This is a genomic window from Streptomyces sp. NBC_01433 (assembly GCF_026340105.1).
Taxonomy (GTDB): Bacteria; Actinomycetota; Actinomycetes; order Streptomycetales; family Streptomycetaceae; genus Streptomyces.
The window spans coordinates 3329856-3348920 of sequence record NZ_JAPEPM010000001.1 but is presented as its reverse complement, the minus strand read 5'-3'; the positions used below and the strand labels follow the sequence as shown (position 1 = coordinate 3348920).

The 19065-nt window shown below is 71.5% G+C and carries 16 protein-coding genes and 1 tRNA gene; 12 read left to right on the top strand and 5 right to left on the bottom strand.

Features of this window, described 5'->3' with window-relative positions; translation table 11 throughout:
* Positions 1-15 precede the first annotated feature (15 nt).
* From OG413_RS15120 to OG413_RS15105, 4 genes are all read left to right on the top strand, one after another.
* A complete protein-coding gene (locus tag OG413_RS15120; RefSeq protein WP_266805915.1) occupies positions 16-624 on the top strand; it encodes a hypothetical protein in 609 nt (202 codons plus the stop codon).
* A 289-nt stretch (positions 625-913) separates the two neighbouring features.
* Positions 914-1609: a DUF433 domain-containing protein gene (locus tag OG413_RS15115; protein WP_323137860.1), complete on the top strand. Its 696-nt coding sequence runs from the start codon at positions 914-916 to the stop codon at positions 1607-1609.
* Positions 1599-1994: a toxin-antitoxin system, toxin component, PIN family protein gene (locus tag OG413_RS15110; protein ID WP_266805913.1), complete on the top strand. Its 396-nt coding sequence runs from the start codon at positions 1599-1601 to the stop codon at positions 1992-1994. Before OG413_RS15115 ends, OG413_RS15110 begins: the two co-directional genes overlap by 11 nt.
* Before the next feature lie 289 nt (positions 1995-2283).
* The gene (locus tag OG413_RS15105) at positions 2284-3354 is read left to right on the top strand and encodes a hypothetical protein (RefSeq protein ID WP_266805912.1); all 1071 of its coding nucleotides are present in this window, start codon (positions 2284-2286) and stop codon (positions 3352-3354) included.
* A 35-nt stretch (positions 3355-3389) separates the two neighbouring features.
* On the opposite strand, the gene OG413_RS15100 is transcribed toward OG413_RS15105, so the two are convergent.
* From OG413_RS15100 to OG413_RS15090, 3 genes are all read right to left on the bottom strand, one after another.
* On the bottom strand, positions 3390-4304 hold the full coding sequence (locus tag OG413_RS15100; RefSeq protein ID WP_266805911.1) for a cellulose-binding protein: 915 nt from the start codon (positions 4302-4304) through the stop codon (positions 3390-3392).
* A 192-nt stretch (positions 4305-4496) separates the two neighbouring features.
* Positions 4497-7073, bottom strand: coding sequence for an SUKH-4 family immunity protein (locus OG413_RS15095; RefSeq protein ID WP_266805910.1), 2577 nt, complete (start codon positions 7071-7073; stop codon positions 4497-4499).
* A 5-nt stretch (positions 7074-7078) separates the two neighbouring features.
* Complete coding sequence (locus OG413_RS15090) at positions 7079-8056, bottom strand: SMI1/KNR4 family protein (protein ID WP_266805909.1); 978 nt, start codon at positions 8054-8056, stop codon at positions 7079-7081.
* A 247-nt stretch (positions 8057-8303) separates the two neighbouring features.
* Between OG413_RS15090 and OG413_RS15085 the strand changes: the two genes are divergently transcribed.
* Both OG413_RS15085 and OG413_RS15080 read left to right on the top strand, forming a co-directional pair.
* A complete protein-coding gene (locus tag OG413_RS15085) occupies positions 8304-8828 on the top strand; it encodes a YwqJ-related putative deaminase (RefSeq protein ID WP_266805908.1) in 525 nt (174 codons plus the stop codon).
* Positions 8829-8838: 10 nt separating this feature from the next.
* Positions 8839-9336 (top strand): SUKH-3 domain-containing protein, encoded by a 498-nt coding sequence (locus OG413_RS15080; RefSeq protein WP_266805907.1) that lies wholly within the window; start codon positions 8839-8841, stop codon positions 9334-9336.
* Between the two features lie 302 nt (positions 9337-9638).
* Here the strand turns inward: OG413_RS15080 and OG413_RS15075 are convergent, their stop codons facing one another.
* Positions 9639-10955, bottom strand: a complete 1317-nt coding sequence (locus tag OG413_RS15075) for a sensor histidine kinase (RefSeq protein ID WP_266805906.1) — start codon at positions 10953-10955, stop codon at positions 9639-9641.
* Positions 10956-11183: 228 nt separating this feature from the next.
* Here OG413_RS15075 and OG413_RS15070 point away from each other — a divergent pair.
* The 6 genes from OG413_RS15070 to OG413_RS15045 all read left to right on the top strand — a co-directional run bounded on the left by OG413_RS15070 (position 11184) and on the right by OG413_RS15045 (position 16033).
* A tRNA-Gln gene (locus OG413_RS15070) sits at positions 11184-11256 on the top strand.
* Positions 11257-11365: 109 nt separating this feature from the next.
* Positions 11366-12814, top strand: a complete 1449-nt coding sequence (glmU, locus tag OG413_RS15065) for a bifunctional UDP-N-acetylglucosamine diphosphorylase/glucosamine-1-phosphate N-acetyltransferase GlmU (protein ID WP_266805905.1) — start codon at positions 11366-11368, stop codon at positions 12812-12814.
* A gap of 119 nt (positions 12815-12933) precedes the next feature.
* Positions 12934-13911: a ribose-phosphate diphosphokinase gene (locus OG413_RS15060; protein ID WP_266805904.1), complete on the top strand. Its 978-nt coding sequence runs from the start codon at positions 12934-12936 to the stop codon at positions 13909-13911.
* A 200-nt stretch (positions 13912-14111) separates the two neighbouring features.
* Positions 14112-14696 (top strand): 50S ribosomal protein L25/general stress protein Ctc, encoded by a 585-nt coding sequence (locus OG413_RS15055; protein WP_266805903.1) that lies wholly within the window; start codon positions 14112-14114, stop codon positions 14694-14696.
* A gap of 153 nt (positions 14697-14849) precedes the next feature.
* On the top strand, positions 14850-15443 hold the full coding sequence (pth, locus tag OG413_RS15050; RefSeq protein ID WP_266805902.1) for an aminoacyl-tRNA hydrolase: 594 nt from the start codon (positions 14850-14852) through the stop codon (positions 15441-15443).
* Between the two features lie 119 nt (positions 15444-15562).
* A complete protein-coding gene (locus OG413_RS15045; protein WP_266805901.1) occupies positions 15563-16033 on the top strand; it encodes a hypothetical protein in 471 nt (156 codons plus the stop codon).
* A gap of 33 nt (positions 16034-16066) precedes the next feature.
* Here the strand turns inward: OG413_RS15045 and ppc are convergent, their stop codons facing one another.
* The gene (ppc, locus tag OG413_RS15040) at positions 16067-18796 is read right to left on the bottom strand and encodes a phosphoenolpyruvate carboxylase (protein ID WP_266805900.1); all 2730 of its coding nucleotides are present in this window, start codon (positions 18794-18796) and stop codon (positions 16067-16069) included.
* Between the last annotated feature and the right edge of the window lie 269 nt (positions 18797-19065).

Below are 19065 nucleotides of genomic sequence, written 5' to 3'. Positions count from 1 at the left end.
CACGAGGAGGAACCCATGCCTCTCCTGACCCCGTACGTCGCCTCACGGAGCACCGACAAAGGCATGCCGGAATCCACCCTGACCGTCGAATTCACCGCGAACGGCCCCCGGCTCACCTACCGGAACCCACGCCCCGAAGACCGCGACAACCACGGCAACCTCTGGGTACGCGTCGAGGAGTCCCCCGACCCCGGCCACGTCCAGTACGACTCCCTCCACTCCACCCGCCAACGCACCTGCATGGAACACCTCCTCTGCCAGATCTGCGCACAGCCCGCCGACCGCAACAAAGACGGCTGGCTCTTCATCGACTGGCAGCGCGAGGACTCACCCCCCACCTGGCCCGAGAAATCACTCACCACCATGCCCCCGCTCTGCACCGAACACGCCCGCATCTCCCTGCGGCAATGCCCCTTCCTCCGCCGCGGCGAACACGTCCTCCTACGCGTACGCAAACCCCACCTCTACGGGGTATCCGGCACCCTCTACCGCCTCACCACCACCGGCTGGGACTCCACCGAAAACGGACAACTCTCCCCCTACAGCAAACCCCGCCACCCCGGCATGCTCGCCTTCCTCCTCCTCCGCCAACTACGCGGAGTGAAAGTCGCCGAACTTCCGTAACCACCCTCTGCACCAACACCCAACAGGGGGAAGGCTGTTGCCCCGTCGCGCGAGAACCCAGTGGAGCCCTTGATCCTTCGCGGGCGCGTTCGGGCGGGACCGGTGAAACGGCTGACCACCGCCTTGGCGTATATCGTGCGCCCGATGAGGTTGCGGGGAACCGACCCCCATCGGGCGGCGGTTTCCCCGCCCACCGGATCCTCGTACGCGCGGGCCAGGCATGCCTCACCGTGACCGCCGCGCCCGCCTTGTTCCGGAATGTGTCTACGGTCAATGATGGCAAGGTGGTATGCAACGATGCGACGCTGCTACCAACGGGCGGCGGATCATGGTCGACAGGTTTACTGACGGGCTCCTGACACCCGCAGAGACGTCCACGTACCTTGAGATTCCGTATTCGACACTCACCGCCTGGTTGAAGGGAAGAGCCGCCGGCGCCCCGCTGGTCCATGCGGTCGAGACCGTGCGCAAGGGCCGGCCCTCCGTGCCGTTCATCGCCGTGGCCGAGGCGCACGTGCTCCGCTCCTTGCGCTCACTGGGCCTTCGGATGAGTGAGATCAGGGAAGCGGCGGGCGCGGTGCGGGATGCCTTCGACACTCCTTATGGCCTGGTCTCGAAGCGCATCGCGACAGACGGCGTGGACATCTTCGTCGAGCACGGTCTCGGAGACCTGCGCCGGGCGAGGGACGGCCAGGCCCCCATCCAAGAGGTGGTGGCCAGGTACCTCCGTCATCTGACATGGGATGCGGAGGACGACTTCCCTTCAAGCCTGCGGCTGAGCCAGTATGGAGACGCGGTTCCGGTCGTGATCGATCCCCGGTTCGGGCACGGTCTGCCCGTTGTCGCGGCCAACCGGGTCTCGGTGAAGGCAATTACCGACCTGCGGGAATCCGGGGAGACCGTCGAGGACATCGCCTACGACTTCGGCATGACCCCGGATCAGGTGGACGCTCTGTGTGAAGCCGTGGTGCACCTTGCGGCCTGAGTTCTTCCTCGACCGAAATCTGGGTCGCCGCGTCGCCGAGGAGTTACGGAGCCGAGGATGGGCCGTCCACCGCATCGGAGAGGTCTTCCCGGCGGACGGACAGCACATCCCCGACGAGGATTGGATCGCTCACGGCCTTCGCCAGTCCTGGGTCCCTTTGTCCAAGGACGGCCGCATCAAGACACGCGACCTCGAAATCCGCCCCGTCCTGGACCACGCGGCCGTGCTCTTCTACCTGGATGACCAGCAGCTCCGCAGCATCGAGATGATGCAACGACTCGATACGCACCTCGCCGCGATCTACCGGGCGGTCGAGAAAGGCGGTCCCGCCGCGTACGCCGTCCGGCACGACTGCATCGAGCCCTGGATCATCTGCGGGAACTGACCGACTCCTTGGCCGGCGTGGTGGACGAAGAGACCGTACGCGAGTCTCGGCTCACCGGGCCCCCGCCCGCCCGGACCCCGGTGGGCCACGGACCTCCCTTAAGAACCGGTGAAAAGAACTACCCCCCTCCCTCCCCTCCCAACTCATCACCCACAAGGGTGACTTGTTTGCCTGGACAGGGAAAGGCCGGTTACGTTCAGCGAAACAACCTCACACACCAAGACGGCCCCCGCCGGGACGGCAATCCCGAACGAGGGCCTGACCAATCAGGAAGAACAGACCCTTCCCCATGGCTGATTCGCAGTCTAACGCGCGCCTTCGCGCCGAATCCGGAGCTCCGACCTCCGGCGTGATCCACGTACGTACGCGCCTCACGGCCAACTTCACCGTGATGGCCAACTCCCTTGCTCAGCGCCCCGGAAGCGCCGTCACGGTCGGTGTCGCCGCGTACATCCTCTCCTTGCCGGACGGCGATCTGGTGAGCATCGAGGCGCTGTGCGCGCACTTCACCGAGGGCGAGATCCTGATCTCCCGCGCGCTGCGGGAGCTGGAGGACGCCGGATATCTGGTACGGCGCCGTGTGCGCGGGTCCGGCGGCCTGATCGGCACCCGTACGTACTTCCACGACGTGCCCGAGCGCGGGGACGACCGGGCCGCCCCGCCGCGTCCACGAAAGCCTGCGGTGCCGGTGCCGGTGCCAGCGCCGGAGCCGGACGACGTGGCCTTGCGAGATGCGCCGGAGGTGCGGGATGCGGCGCCGGAAGCTCCGGGAGTCCCGGATACTCCGGAAGCGGATGCCGCTGCCGGGACCGGCCCGGGTGGCGGCGCAACTCCCGCCCAGGACGGACCAGTTGCTCCCCCTCCCCCGCTCGCGCTTCCCGACGCCGACCCGCACGCCGTCGCCATCCTGGCCTCGCTGCGCATCGTCGACGCCCGGCTTGGCCTGTCCCGGCGCGAGGTGGCCGCGCTCGCCCCCGCTGTCGCCGACTGGCTCGCCCGGGGCATCGGCGCCGAGCAGATCACCGAGGCGCTCACCGTCGGGCTGCCCGCCCCGCTCCGGGCCCGCCCGGCCCGCATCCTGGCCTACCGGCTCGGCGAGACCCCCGTCGCCCTGCCCGCCGCACCCGCCGTACCCCTCGCCGACGCCCCGCCGGACCTCCTGCCCTGGCAGACCTGCGACGGCGGGTGCGAGCGCGCCTACCGTGCCGCCCGCCCCGGCAACTGCCTCGACTGCGACACCCCGGCCACGAGCGACGTGCCCGCCGTCGGCGACTCCATCAAGACCGTGCGCGCCGCCCTGACCGACAGAGCCGACCGGGCGCACCGACGCGGCAGAGGCCGCAGGTCCAGCGCCGCCTGAGCCCGCCCGGTCCCGCCTCCGAATCCGCCCCGCCCTCAGGCCTCCGTCGCCCGGTCGTCGTCCTGCGACGGAGCGACGCGACCGGTGAGCGCCGCGAGCGAGTTGCGTACGTGCGTCATGTGCGCCTGCACCTCCTCGCGGCCCTCGTCGTGCTCGCGCAGGACGCGCTCCGTCTCCCGGACCACGCGCTCCTCGCGCACCCCGGCCTCCGCGAGCAGTTCGGCGGCCCTCGCCTCCGCGTCCTCCTGGCCGTGCCGGGCGGCCTCCTCGGTCTCCGCGAGCGCCCGCTTCGCGTCGGCGAGCAGCGCCTCCGCACGGGCGGTCAGCTCCGCGTGCCGGGCTGCCAACGCGGCTTCCTCCGAAGCCAGTTCGGCCTCAGACACCTTCCGGCGCTCGGTGTGCTCCTGCTTCTGGTGGGCCAGCACGCTCGCCGTACGGCGCCGCGTCTCGCGCATCGCCGTATCGGCCGTCTCTCCGACCTCGGCGGCCTCCTGGCGGGCGTTGGAGACGGTGGCCTCGGCGGTGTCGCGCGCGGCATCGAGCACCTGATCCGCGTACGCCTCGGCCGCCGCCCATACCGTCCCGGAGTGCTCGCGGGCCGCGTCCCCGGCCGCCCGCCCCGCCGCCTGGGCCGCGTCGCGCCACTCCTGGCCCTCCGTCTGCGCGGCGTCGCGCATCGTCTCGGCCTCGCTCTCGGCGAGCGCCAGGATCTGCTGGGCCCGCTCACCCAGCTCCGCGTAGGTCTGCGGGGCGAGCGTGGCGACGGACTCGCCCAGCCGGGCCGACTCGGCGGCCAGCTCCTGTGCCAGGTCCGACAGCCGGGAGATCTCGGCCAGTGCCGCGTCCCGCTCCGCCGACAGAGCTGCCACGGTGCCGTCCACCTGATCAGGGCGGTAGCCACGTCCCCGTACGCCGACAAAGCCGTACGCGGATTCCGGTGCAGCACTCATCCTTGAAGCCTCTCTCCGACTCTCCGACACCAGCAATACGTCAAGGATGCGGCAATTGGTGAAGGAAGTCGGAATCGATCAACGCTTTCGGCGCGGAAGCGACCGGCATCACAGCGCGGAAAAGGGTGAGGCGCCCGTCCCCCGCGGGGGTCCGGGCGCCTCACGGCCGTCACCGAAGAAAGCCTGCACGGGTCAGAGCAGCCCGTCCCACATCTGCTCCAGCAGCACGGACCACCAGCTCTCCGGCGACGCGAGCGCCGCCGGGTCCAGCGCCACCAGCTGCGCCTGGAAGTCGACGGTCCAGCGGCCCGCCTGCTCCGGGTTGAGCCCGAAGCGCAACCGCCACATCCGGCCGAGCAGCGCCATCGAGCGCACGAACTCCGGCAGCCCGGTGTTCACGAACTGCGGCGGCACCGGCTGACCGCCCGGTCCGGCCTCCACCGGCACGGCCACGATGTTCGCCGTGCCGTACTGGACACAGATCGCCCGGCCGAAGTCGGTCCCCATCACGAGGTACGAGCCCGCGTCGGACGCGGGCCGCACCTGGCGCTGCGTGGCCAGCTCGGCCAGCGTGGGCACCACCGGCTGACCCGGCTGCGCCCAGAAGAACGGCCCGATTTCGGCGGGCAGCCCCGCCCACACCAGGGTCCGCGCCACAATCTCGGGCACTCCCTGCCGGGACACGGCCCGCTGGTCGAAGCGGAGCACGCCCTGCGGGCCGAAGGCCATCGCCAGCTCCTCCGCGACCGCCTCCGGCGGAATCGCCGGTGCGGGCGGCAGCTGCGGCAGCGGAGCCCGTACCGGCGCAGGGCGGGCCGGACCGTCGGCGACCTGGTGCAGCTCGCCCTGGTGGGTCAGCAGATGCTGCATGCCCTGCTGGCGGCTCGCGTGATCGGTGCCGTACGGGGCGACGCTGGTGATCCGCACCTGCGGCCAGGTCTCCCGGATCATCCGCGCGCAGTAACCGCCCGGCAGCTCACAGGACTCCAGCTCGGTGTGCAGCTCGATCACCTGCTGCGGCGGCACGTTCATGGCGCGCAGCTCGTGCAGCATCTGCCACTCCGGGTGCGGGGTGCCGGGTGCCGAGCGGCGGATCAGCTGCTGCTCGCTCCCGTCCGGGGCCCGGAACCGCAGGACGGCCTGGTAGCCCGGCCCGACGGTCGGCTGACCGGTGGGCTGCTGCGGATAGCCGTACGACGGAGGCGGAGGCGGCGGCGCGTGGGGATTCGGCGGTACGGGGCCGGGGACACCGCCCATCGGCATCCCGGGCGGACCGGGCGGACCGGGAGGCGTGGGGGCACCCGGCGCACCCGGAGGACCGGGCGGGCCGGGCGGCTGGGGCACCGGGGGGCCGACCTGTCCGGGGCTCGCCAGCATCGTCGCGGCATGGTGCACCCCGCCGCCGGGAGGGGCGGGGGGCGTGAGCGCACCCGGAGGACCGGGCGGGCCGGGGGGCTGCGGCGCACCGGCACCGGGCACGCCCGGCGGGCCGGGCGGCTGCGGAGCGGCGAGGCCGCCGGGGCCACCGAGGTTGCTCCCGTCCGCGAACATCGTCGCCGCGTGGTGCACCCCGCCACCGGGAGGCGTGGGCAGACCCGGAGGACCGGGCGGACCGGGGGGCATGGGCGCACCCGGCGCACCCGGAGGACCGGGCGGGCCGGGCGGCTGCGGCGCTCCGGGCGGGCCCTGCTGGGCGACGAGCTGAGTCGGCAGATAGCCGCCCGCCGGGGCACCGGGCGCACCCGGACCCGAGGGCGGCGGCGTCGCTCCGGAGCGCCCGCCGGGAGTCCCCGGGGCACCGGGCGGCGGCGGGGTGCCCGCACCGCTCCCGCGGGTGCCGCGCGGCTGCACCACGGCCTTGCTGGTGGCCGCGTCCGCGATGTCACCGGGGGTGGAGCCGGAACCGGGACCAGGGCCAGGACCGGGGCCCCGCTGCGGGTTCAGTGCGGGAGCGACGCTCGTACGCGGCAGGTGGCTGCCGCCGGACATCAGCGCCGTGGGCGCGTCGGCGGGCACGACCGGCGGTGGGGCCCCCTCGTCGTCGGCCCCCGAGAGCGGCGGCGCGAACACCGTCGCGGGCAGCGGAACCGCGCCCTCGTCGGACCCGCCGTTGGTGTCGGTACCGGCCCAGGGGGTGGACCCCACGGGCACGCCCGCGGACGACGCGGACGCGGGAACACCGTCGGATGCCGTCGGCTCGTAGTCAACGGGCCCGCCCTGGCCGCCTGCGGCCGGGGCAGCGGGAGAGGGCGCGGAGGGAGGAGAAGGAGGAGAGGGAACGGACGGGGCGGCAGATGCCACGGGCGTCCCCGGAACCGGCGTCGCCCCCGCACCCGTACTCGCGTCCGCCCCCCTACCCGTACCCGCGCCGCTGTCCCTGTCCGCGCGCCGGTCCGGAATCCCCAGCTTGTCCGCGGCCTCCTGGAGCCACTCCGGCGGGGTCAGCAGGAACGACGTCTGGTTCAGGTCGATGCGCTGCGGCGGCGCCGGAGCGACCGGCGCGTCGGACGGGGCGCCGTACTCCTCCTCGTACCGCCGGATCACCTCGCCCACCGGCAGTCCGGGCCACAACGTGGCCTCACCGCTGTCGCGGGCGATCACCAGCCGCTGACGGCCGCCGTCCGAGACGGGGCCCTCCGCCCGGTCCTCGGCCCACACCACGAAGCCCAGCTCGAACTCACGGACCCGCACCTCCCGGTGCTGGTACACGGCCACATCGCCGTTGACCCACTCGTCCGCCCGCTCCTGTGCCTGAGCGAAGGTCACCATCGTGCTCACCCCTCCACCGGGACGGCCTGCGCGAAGCCACCGTCCACCATCAGGTTCGCCACGGTCTCCAGCTCCGGCGGATTGCCCGCCAGCCGCTGGAGGAAGACGTCGAAGTCCGTACCGCAGGGCAGCAGCAGCCGTTCGGCACGCTCCCGCACGCTCCAGCCGTCCTGGTCCCTGGCGTCGTCGTACGGACAGAACCACACCGAACCGACGCCGTCGCCCCGTACCTTCACGGCGAGGATGCCGCCCTGGACGAAGCCGACACCCAGGTAGTCCTTGGTGAAGTGGTCCCGCAGGCATTTGTTGATGTACAGCAGGTCGTTCACCGCGGCCTCTTCCCGCACGGTGAAGAACGGCTGGTCCACCAGCAGACCGAGCTCCGCGTCCAGCGCGGCGCCCGCCGGGGCCGAACCGCCCGCCGCCTTGAGGAAGGAGCGGTACGCGCCCGGCAGCCGGTAGCCGAGGTCCTCCTCCACGCCCTGGATCTGCTGCTCGCTCACCGAGACGGCGTCCTTCGGCAGCCGGAAGTGCGCGGGCCGGGTCTCCTGCAACGGGCGGGTGCCGCGCCGGTTCTGGTCGACCGGAGTCGTGGCCAGGCCGGCGTGGTGGCGCAGCAGCGCCTTCACCTCGACCGGGACCAGTTCCATCCGCCTGCCGCCCGCCACGTGGTGCCAGGTCCAGCCGTGCGGCGTCGCCACCGCCGGGATCGTGTCCCACAGCTCATGGCCGCTCGCCGCCAGCGCCGCGTTCGCCGACACGTAGTCGGTGAGCCGCAGTTCGTCGATGCCGAACCCCTGCGGGGGATCGGCGATCTCGGCGGCGGCACGCGCGTACGGCGAGAGTTCCGGATGGCCGTTCCCGTCCACGCGCACACCTCTGGGGTGGCGGGACGCCCGGACCGGGTCCGGGAAGTGCACGACCTGCCCGGCGTAGGCCGCGTTCGGTGGCGCGGCTTGCTGCCCGAGCCGACCTGTCGTCATGGCGGTTGCCCCCTGCTGCGTCCGGTGTTCCGCACAGCCTATGCGGTGGGGCAACAGGGGGTCCCGCCCCTCCGACTCCGTCACGAACCGTCACATCCGTGTGACGGAAGAGCGAGGGAAGAGCGATGATCTCGCACCCTTTGTGCGACACGCAGACACGTTAAACCCACCCAGCTTCCCCACCACCCGGCACATTTGGCAGGCTGTCCCCGCAACTCGGGGGATTGCAGGGAGGGACGTCAGCACGATGCATACGGCACAAACGACCACATCCGGGGACCCGCGACTCAGCTGGAGCAGTACCGAGACCAGCCGCACCCCCCACCTGCACCACCGCCGCGACGGCATCCTGCCGGCCGTGGCCGCAGCGCTGTCCGTACGCGGAGAGACGCTCACCTGCACCGCGGGCAAAGGGGACCAGCCGCCCGCACTGCACCCACTTGTCCAGGACTTCCTCGACACCCTCACCAGCGGCCAGCGCGAACGCTTCACCGGCCGCTGCCCCGAGGCCATACTGCTGTCCCGGCAGCTCACCGCCGCCGAGGGCAGCCGCTCCAAGCGGGCCCAGCGCAAGCCGCTGACCAACGGCGAGGCCCGCCGCGCGCTGAAGCACTCACGGATCACCGCCCGCCGCATCCGCGAGGACGGCGACCCGCTGCACGGCAGCTACGCGCCGCCCTGCCGCTCCTGCACGGCGATGCTCGCCCACTTCGGCGTACGCCCCGTCGACCTCACCGCCACCGGCGCGGCGACCACCGCCGAGAAGGGCTGACCGCACGCAGATGCAAGGCCAGAATCAGCACACCTCCACCCGCTTCCCCGTCGCCGTCGACGCCGCCCTGCGCGACGCGGGCTGGCAGCCGGGGCGCTGGGACATCCGGCAGGCCGAGGAATGGGCGGACGCACTGCGTTCCCACGCCTCACCGGCCGGACATCAGCACGCCGTGTTCCCGGCGGCCGTCGAGGTCTGGGCGGAGTTCGGCGGGCTGCACATCACCGCGTCCGCGCCCGGCCGTCAGATCGCCCCGGCCCCGGTGCACATGGACCCGCTGAGCGGGCTCCATCTGGCCCGGACGCTGGGCGACCTCGGGCGGGCGCTGAAGACGGAGGTGAGCCCGCTCGGCGAGGAGGGCGAGGGTCAGGCCGTGCTCGCGATCGACAGCGAGGGCCGGGTCTACAGCATCGACCACACGGGCGACTGGTACCTCGGCGCCGACATCGACCAGGCCCTGGCCACCCTGGTGACCGGCGCCCAACCGTCCCGCCTGACCTCGGGCTGACCCCGGGCTGACCGCCAGGCCGGGCCGCCAGGCCGGGCCGCCAGGCCGGGCCGCCAGGCCGGGCCGCCAGGCCGGGCCGCCAGGCCGGGCCGCCAGGCCGGGCCGCCAGGCCGGGCCGCCAGGCCGGGCCGCCAGGCCGGGCCGCCAGGCCGGGCTGACGACTGGAACGGGCCGCCAGGCCGCCGGGTCGAGCTGATCGATCCCCGGCCGGTCCGCGGTCGACGGGCCGGTCCGACGCGGGCCTTCCCCAGCCCCGGTCCGCGGGCGTCCCTCCGCCCAGGCCCGACACGGGCGGGCGTCCCTCAGCCGCGGTCCGGCAGTACCGCCGACACCCGGAAGCCCCCCGCGTCCGTCGGGCCGGAGACGAACACGCCTCCGAGCCCCAGCACCCGCTCCCGCATCCCGACCAGCCCGTTGCCCCCGCTCGGCAGGCCCGCGTCCGCCGCGGCGCCGTCCGAGGGGCCGTTCTCGACCTGCATCGCGACCTCCTCGCCCCGGTGCGCGAGCCGTACCCAGGTCTTCGCCCCCGCCGCGTGCTTGTGCACGTTCGTCAGGGCTTCCTGCACCACCCGGTACGCGGTCTGCTCGACCTCGGGCGCGTACGAGCGCAGCTCACCGTCGACCGACAGCTCGACGGTCATCCCCGCCTCGCGGGACTGCGCGACGAGCACCTCCAGCTGGTGCAGGCGCGGCCCGTCCTCACTCGCGGCGGCGGCAGCGGCGGCGGCGGCCGCCCGGCCCACCTCGGCGAGCGGTACCCGGCCCGCCGTCGCGGGGGCGGCCGGCGCGTCCCCGCTGCGCAGGACACCGAGCATCTCGCGGAGCTCGGTCAGCGCCTGGCGGCCCATGTCGCCGACCAGCGCCGCGTTGCGTACGGCCTTCGCGGGGTCCTTCGGGGCGACCGCCTGGAGGGCCGCCGCGTGGACGACCATCAGGCTGACCCGGTGGGCGACCACGTCGTGCATCTCCCGGGCGATCCGGGTCCGCTCCTCGGTCCGCGCCCACTCGGCGCGTTCCTCGGCCCGGTCGGCGAGGAGGGACAGCTCCCGCTCCAGGGAGTCCGCCCGTTCGCGCAGGCTCTCCATGAGCCTGCGCCTGGCCCCTATGTAGAGGCCGAACAGCAGCGCGGGCGCCGTCAGCCCCAGCGACATGAAGCCGGACACCAGCGGTACGTACCAGTCGCCGGGCCCGATGTCGGCCTGCTCGGTGACGCTCTGGCGCAGCCGTACATAGGTGACGATGAACGTACCGAACAGCGACATGCCCGTCAGTACGACGGTGATCCTGCGCGGCACCTCGGACGCGGCCAGCGTGTAGAGGCCCACGAGGCCCATCAGGAAGCCCATCTCGGCCGGCGTCGTCGCGATCGACACCAGCACCACGGCGATCGGCCAGCGCCGCCGTACCACCAGAACCGAACCCGCGATCAGCCCGAACAGCACCCCGATCGGCACCGGCAGCCCGGTGTCCCGGGCGAAGTCCACCCCCTCCAGCGCACACTCCAGCGCCGATACCAGCGCCAGCCCCACGTCCAGGGCGACACTGCGTCGCCGTTCCCACCACCAGTAGCCGCGGGTGGTCGATCCCGCCGCTTCCCGGTCTGCCCCCGTTGCGGTCATGCCGTCCAGCCTACGGGCGGACGAACCTCATTTTGGGGTGACCGGGGCACCGCGGCGCAGAGTGCGAGCAAGAACACCGGCGACGGCTCACGCGGCCGGCTTGTCGCCCTTGTCGCCTTCGTGACCAAGAGCGACGAGATCTTTCGTCGCGTAGAAGGCGCTTGGTACGGCATAGTGTTGGGTGCCGATCCGGCGGGCCGACATATTGTCCGGTTTAGTCGGAATTGATCCCCCATGGTGTAATCAGGCAGCACTGCGGTTTTTGGTACCGTCTGTTCAGGTTCAAATCCTGATGGGGGAGCACACGTACACGGGCCCCGACCTCACCGGTCGGGGCCCGCGCTCGTTTCGTGCGGAAACACCCCCGGTATCCTGCGGATGTCCACCACCCGAAGCCGAAGGGCACATCCGTGAGCGCCAACAGCCCGGCAGCCGTCGTCGTCCTCGCAGCGGGTGAAGGCACCCGCATGAAGTCGAAGACTCCCAAGGTCCTGCACGAGATCTCCGGGCGCTCGCTCGTCGGACATGTCGTCGCCGCCTCCCTCGAACTGGACCCCCAGCACCTCGTCGTGGTCGTCGGCCACGCCGGCGAGCAGGTCACCGCGCACCTCTCCGCCGGTGACACTCCCGTACGGACCGCCTTCCAGGCGGAGCGCAACGGCACCGGCCACGCCGTCCGCATGGGGCTCCAGGAGCTCGGCGGTGCCGTCGAGGGCACCGTGATCGTCGTCTGCGGAGACACTCCGCTGCTCACCGGCGCGACGCTCACCGCGCTCGCCGCCACCCACGCCGCCGACGCCAACGCCGTCACCGTGCTGACCGCCGAGGTCCCGGACTCCACCGGCTACGGCCGCATCGTCCGCGACCCGGCCGACGGCGCGGTCACCGCGATCGTCGAGCACAAGGACGCCACCGCGGCGCAGCGCGCGATCGCGGAGATCAACTCCGGAGTGTTCGCCTTCGACGGCCGACTGCTCACGGACGCGCTCGGCAAGGTCCGTACGGACAACAGCCAGGGCGAGGAGTACCTCACCGACGTCCTGTCCATCCTGCGCGAGTCCGGGCACCGCGTCGGCGCCTGCGTCACCGCCGACCACCGCGAGATCCTCGGCATCAACAACCGGCTGCAGCTCGCCCAGGCCCGCACCCTGCTCAACGAGCGGCTGCTGGAGCGGGCGATGCTGGCGGGCGTGACGGTCATCGATCCGGCGTCGACGCTGATCGACGCCACGGTCACCTACGAGCCGGACGCGATCGTGCACCCCGGCACCCAGCTGCTGGGGGCGACCCACCTGGCGGAGGACGCCGAAGTCGGCCCGAACACCCGGCTGAAGGACACGGTCGTCCACGCGGGCGCGCGCGTGGACAACACCGTCGCGGACTCGGCCGAGGTCGGACCCGGGGCAACGGTGGGTCCGTACGCGTACCTGCGGCCCGGTACACGGCTCGGCGCGAAGTCCAAGGCCGGTACGTACGTGGAGCTGAAGAACTCCACGATCGGCGAGGGCACGAAGGTCCCGCACCTGAGTTACGTGGGCGACGCCACGATCGGCGACCACACCAACATCGGTGCGGCCAGCGTGTTCGTGAACTACGACGGGGTGGCGAAGCACCACACGACGATCGGCTCCCACTGCCGGACCGGGTCGGACAATATGTTTGTGGCGCCCGTCACGGTGGGGGACGGCGCCTACACCGCCGCCGGATCGGTCATCACCAAGGACGTGCCCGCGGGTTCGCTGGCCGTCGCGCGGGGCCAGCAGCGGAATATCGAGGGTTGGGTGGCCCGGAAGCGTCCGGGCAGCGCTGCCGCACAGGCGGCCCAGGCCGCGTCCGGGGAGACCGACGGCGAAAGCTGACCGGAAACAGGTGCGCCCGACACGGCGTACCGTGATAGATGCTCACCCATTTCGGCTGGCTCGTTGCACATCGGGACCCATGCGTGCAGCGCCAGATACACGTCTGAGGAGACTGTGCTGTGACCGGGATCAAGACGACCGGCGAGAAGAAACTGATGCTCTTCTCCGGCCGCGCCCACCCCGAGCTGGCCGAGGAGGTCGCACACCAGCTGGGTGTCGGTCTCGTGCCGACGAAGGCCTTCGATTTCGCCAACGGTGAGATCTACGTGCGTTTCCAGGAGTCCGCCCGCGGCGCCGACTGCTTCCTGATCCAGAGCCACACGGCTCCGATCAATAAGTGGATCATGGAGCAGCTGATCATGCTGGACGCGCTGAAGCGCGCTTCGGCCCGTTCCATCACCGTGATCGTGCCGTTCTACGGTTACGCCCGTCAGGACAAGAAGCACCGCGGCCGTGAGCCGATCTCGGCCCGTCTGATCGCGGACCTGATGAAGACGGCGGGTGCCGACCGCATCCTCACCGTCGATCTGCACACCGACCAGATCCAGGGCTTCTTCGACGGCCCGGTGGACCACCTGTTCGCGCTGCCGATCCTGGCCGACTACGTCGGCGCGAAGGTCGACCGCTCGAAGCTGACGATCGTCTCCCCGGACGCCGGCCGCGTGCGCGTCGCCGACCGCTGGTGCGACCGGCTGGACGCCCCGCTGGCGATCGTCCACAAGCGCCGCGACAAGGACGTGCCCAACCAGGTCAGCGTCCACGAGGTCGTCGGCAACGTCGAGGGCCGGGTCTGTGTCCTGGTCGACGACATGATCGACACCGGTGGCACGATCTGCGCCGCCGCCGACGCCCTGTTCGCGCACGGAGCCGAGGACGTCATAGTGACGGCGACCCACGGCGTGCTGTCCGGCCCCGCCGCGGACCGTCTGAAGAACTCCAAGGTCAGCGAATTCGTGTTCACGGACACGCTGCCGACGCCGGGCGAGCTGGAACTCGACAAGATCACGGTGCTGTCGATCGCGCCGACGATCGCGCGCGCGGTGCGCGAGGTCTTCGAGGACGGTTCGGTGACGAGCCTCTTCGAGGAGCAGGAGTAATCCCTGCTCAGGCCGTGCCTGTAAGGGTGCGGTAGATCCACTTTGGGGTGCGGCCTCCCCGCCGGGTAGACTCAGCGAGTTGCTCGGCGAGGGAGGCCGTACCTTTCGGTACGGCGGTCCGTTATCGACGCGCTCTTCGTAGCAGGCCTGTCGTGGGCCGGGTGACCATTCGAGTTTCGTCACTTACGAGGAGTGCAACCATGGCTGAGATCAAGCTCGCCGCTCAGGTCCGTACCGAGTTCGGCAAGGGCGCCGCCCGCCGCACCCGTCGTGCCAACCTGGTCCCCGCGGTCATCTACGGCCACGGCGCCGAGTCGGTCCACATCAACCTGCCGGCCCACGAGCTTCAGCTCGCGCTCCGCACCGCCAACGTCCTGATCGGTCTGGAGATCGACGGCAAGGACGCCCTGGTCATCCCGAAGGCCGTGCAGCGCAACGCCCTCAAGGGCAACATCGAGCACGTCGACCTGCTGACCGTCAAGCGCGGCGAGAAGGTCAACGTCGAGATCGCCGTGCACGTCGAGGGCGAGCTGGCCCCGGGCGGCAACCTGCTGGAGTACGTGCAGAACACCCTGCTCGTCGAGGCCGAGGCCACCCACATCCCCGAGTCCGTCACGGTCTCCATCGCGGGCCTGGACGCCGGTGACTCGATCCTGGCCAAGGACATCCCGCTGCCCGCCGGCTCCGTGCTGGCCGGCGACGAGGACGCCGTCGTGCTCCAGATCGTCGCCGCGCAGGCCGAGGAGCCGACCGCCGACGCCGAGGCCGCGACCACCGAGGCCTGAGCCTCGCCGCGTGCTGCTCCACCTGCTTGACTGACGGGGCGGCGGAACCCTTCCGGGGGTTTCCGCCGCCCCGTCGGCCTGTATCCGCCCCGCCCGCCCGTACCCGCCCTTCCGCCCGTACCCGCCCTTCCGTACCCGAGGAGAACCCGCGCGATGTCCGATGCCACCGACCCCTGGCTGATCGTGGGCCTGGGCAATCCCGGTCCGGAGTACGCGGCGAACCGGCACAACGTCGGCTTCCTTGTCGCCGACCTGCTGGCGGAGCGGATCGGCGGGAAGTTCAAGCGGGCCCAGAAGGCACAGGCCCAGGTCGTGGAGGGCCGGATCGGTCCGCCGGGACCGGAGAACCGCCGGGTGATCCTGGCGAAGCCGATGTCGTACATGAATCTGTCCGGCGGCCCGGTGACGGCGCTGCGCGACTTCTACAAGGTGCCCACGGACCACATCGTGGCCGTCCATGACGAGCTGGACATCGACTACGGCGCGCTGCGGGTGAAGCTCGGCGGCGGCGACAACGGGCACAACGGACTGAAGTCGATGACCAAGTCGATGGGCCCGGACTACCACCGGGTGCGGTTCGGGATCGGCCGGCCGCCGGGCCGGATGCAGGTGGCGGACTTCGTGCTGAAGGATTTCTCGTCCACGGAGCGCAAGGAACTGGCGTTCCTGGTGGACCGGGCGGCGGACTCGGTGGAGTGCCTGCTGGCGGAGGGGCTGGAGCGGGCGCAGAGTGCGTACAACTCCTGATATTCCCGCTGTTTCCACACCAATCGCCCGCCGGTCCCCCACCGATTCTCCGGTGGCTGTACGGCGATTTTCGGCCACAGGTTGACCCGGGGTACGGGTCTGGCCAAGGATCTGCCCCCATGAAGCGGAGCTCTTCCCACCGCACGTTGCTCATCGGCCGGGTGGCCGCCATGGGTCTCGTTGCCCTGTTGTTGCTGGTCGCGGGCGCGTGGTCGTCCTGGGACACCGCGCAGCACGTCGTCCTGAGCAAGGGCCGCGAGCACGGCACGATGACGGTCACCGGGTGCGGCGAGGAGGTGTGCACGGGCCTCTACGAACCGGACGCGAAGTCGCCGGACCGTACGCGGGTGACCGTCGAGAAGTCCGTCGCGGCGAAGAAGGGGGACCGCTTCCCCGTGGTCGTGAAGCCCGGTACCGATGAGGCCGTGCGCGTCGGCACACCGGGCTTCCTGCACGCCTGGATGCCGCTGGGCGGTTCGCTGCTGCTGGCCGCCCTGATCGTCGGCGGCGGGATGCGGCTGACCCGGACCGCGTGGGGTTTCGGACTGGCGGGCACGGCCCTGCTGGTCGCGACGTTCGTCGCGCTCTGACAGGACCGCACCCGCCGACGTCCGGCGGCCGGATCAGCCGGTGTTGCGCAGACCCGCCGCGACACCGTTCACGGTGAGCAGCAGGGCCCGCGCGAGCAGCGGGTCGGCCTCCTCGCCGCGCTCGGCGGCCTGCCGCTGGCGGGCCAGCAGCGAGACCTGGAGGTAGGAGATCGGGTCCAGGTAGGCGTCGCGGATGGCGAAGGTCTGCTGGAGCACCGGGCTGGTGCCGAGCAGTTCCGTGCCTCCGGTGACCTTGAGGACCTCGCTCACGGTGAGCGCGTGCTCGGCCTCGATGTCCGCGAAGACGTGCTTGAGCTCGTCGGGGACGAGCGTGTCGACGTAGTGGCGGGCGATGCGCAGGTCGGTCTTGGCCAGGGTCATCTCGACGTTGGACAGGAAGTTCTGGAAGAAGTGCCAGTGCTCGTGCATTTCGTCCAGGACGGTGTCGAGTCCGGCCTCGCGCAGCGCCTTGAGGCCCGAGCCGACGCCGTACCAGCCGGGCACGATCTGACGGGACTGGGTCCAGCCGAAGACCCACGGGATGGCCCGGAGTCCGTCCAGACCGGCGCCCGAGTCGGGGCGGCGGGAGGGGCGGGAGCCGAGGTGGAGTTCGGCGAGCTGGTCCACGGGGGTGGACGCGAAGAAGTACGCGGGCAGGTCCGGGTCCTCGACCAGCTTGCGGTACGCGTCGTGCGCGGCGTTGGAGACGGTGTCCATCGCGGCGTCCCAGCGGGCGAGCGCCTCGTCGGACTGGCGGGGCGCGGTGTGCAGCGCGGATGCCTGGAGGGTGGCGGCCACCGTCAGTTCCAGGTTCTCCCGGGCGAGCGCGGGGATGAGGTACTTGTCGGAGATGACCTCGCCCTGCTCGGTCACCTTGATCTCGCCCTCCAGCGTGCCCCACGGCTGCGCGAGGATCGCGTCGTGCGAGGGGCCGCCGCCGCGGCCGACGGTACCGCCGCGGCCGTGGAAGAGACGCAGGCGTACGCCGTAGCGGTGGGCGACGTCGCGCAGCCGGCGCTGGGCGCGGTGGATCTCCCACTGGGAAGTGGTGATGCCGCCGAACTTGGAGGAGTCGCTGTACCCGAGCATGACCTCCTGCACGTCGCCGCGCAGGGAGACGAGACGGCGGTAGGACGGGTCGGCGAGCATCTCGTCGAGGATGACGTCGGCGGCGCGGAGCTCGTCGGTGGTCTCCAGGAGCGGCACGATGCCGATCTTGGCCCAGCCGCCGTGCAGGTCGAGGAGACCCGCCTCGCGGGCGAGGACGGCGGCGGCGAAGACGTCGTCGGCACCCTGGCACATCGAGATGATGTAGGACTCGATGACCTCGGGGCCGAAGCGCTCGAACGCTTCCTTGATGGTGTGGAAGACGCCGAGGGTCTTCTCACCGGCGGCGTCCAGCGGGGCCGGGGTCGGGGCGAGCGGACGGCGGGAGCGGAGCTCCTTGGCGAGGAGCTTCTGCCGGTAGTCGCGCGGCATGTCGGCGTAGCGCCAGGACTCCTCGCCGAGCCGGTCGAAGAGCTGGCCGAGCGTGTGGTGGTGCGCGTCGGCGTGCTCGCGTACGTCCATGGTGGCCAGCTGGAGCCCGAACGCGGACAGCGTACGGATGGTGCGGTCCATCCGGCCGTCGGCGAAGAGGCCGCCGCGGTGTTCGCGCAGCGAGGTCTGGATGAGCGCGAGGTCGGCGATGAGTTCGGCGGTGCCGAGGTAGTCGCAGCCGGGGCGGTGGGGCGTGCCGGAGGCCAGACGCTCGCGGGTGTTGACGAGCTTCTGCCGGATGCAGGTGGCCTTGAGGCGGTAGGGCTCCTCGGCGTTCAGCCGCTTGTAGCGGGGGCTGATCTCGGGGAGGCGTTCCAGGTCGGTCTGGAGTGAGGTCAGCAGCTCGTCGGTGGCGCCGGTGTAGCGGATGGAGTTCGACAGGAGTCCGCGCAGGTAGTCGATCAGTTCCAGCGCGTCGGTGATGCCGTGCTCGTGCTGGAGGATCAGGACTTCCCAGGTGACGGCGGGCGTCACGTTGGGGTTTCCGTCGCGGTCGCCGCCGATCCAGGTGCCGAAGGTGAGGGGACGGGTGCCCGCGGGCAGTTCGACGCCGACGCGTTCCAGTTCGGCGGCAAGGTCCTCCAGGACGTCGCCGACGGCGTTGGCGTGGAGCTCGTCGAGGTAGTAGATGGCGTTGCGCGCCTCGTCGGCGGGCTCGGGCCGGACGACGCGCAGCTCGTCGGTCTGCCAGATGAGGTCGATGTTCTCGGCGAGCCGGAGGTCCTGGCGGCGCCGGTCGGCCTCGATGACGGGGGTTTCGAGCAGCTCGGCGATGCGGCGGAGCTTGTTGAGCACGGAGCGCCGGGCGGCTTCGGTGGGGTGTGCGGTGAAGACGGGCCGGACGTTGAGGTTCTTGACGGTCGCGCGCAGGTGCTCGGGGTCCGCGTCCTTCAGCCGGTCGGCGGTGCGGGCGAGGAGCCCGCCCTCCGCGGCGCGCCGGTCGCGCATCTCGTGGGCGCGGTGGACCTGCTCGGTGACATTGGCGAGGTGGAAGTAGGTGGAGAAGGCGCGCACGAGCTGTGCGGCGGTCTCCAGGTCCGTGTCGCCGAGGAGTTCGGCCGCGGCCTCGCCGTCGGTACGGGTCAGGGCGCGAACCCGCTCGACGAGGTCGAGGAGCTCCTGGCCTTCCTGACGTACGAGGGTCTCGCCCAGCAGGTCGCCGAGGCGTCGGATGTCCGCCCGTAGCTCGGCGCTGGCGGCAGGGGTCTGGTCGGCACTGCTCACAGTGTGCGGCTCCTTGCAGTGGTTGAGCACGGGATCCGGGGCCCTTCGGCGCCAGCGGTGCTGTCGCCACGCCCCGACGAGCGGGTGCGGACCGCGCTGTCCGACCCTCCCAGGATAGGTGTCGTCGCAGGCGGCGTCTCCGCTGCCCCGAGGGGCGCGGCCGATGCCGTCGGCACCGGTCCCCTACCCGGTGTGCGTACGGGGTATCGCACGGGACGGGCTGGACCGGCCTCTCGTGTTGTGGGCCCGGTCACTGCCATACTTACCAA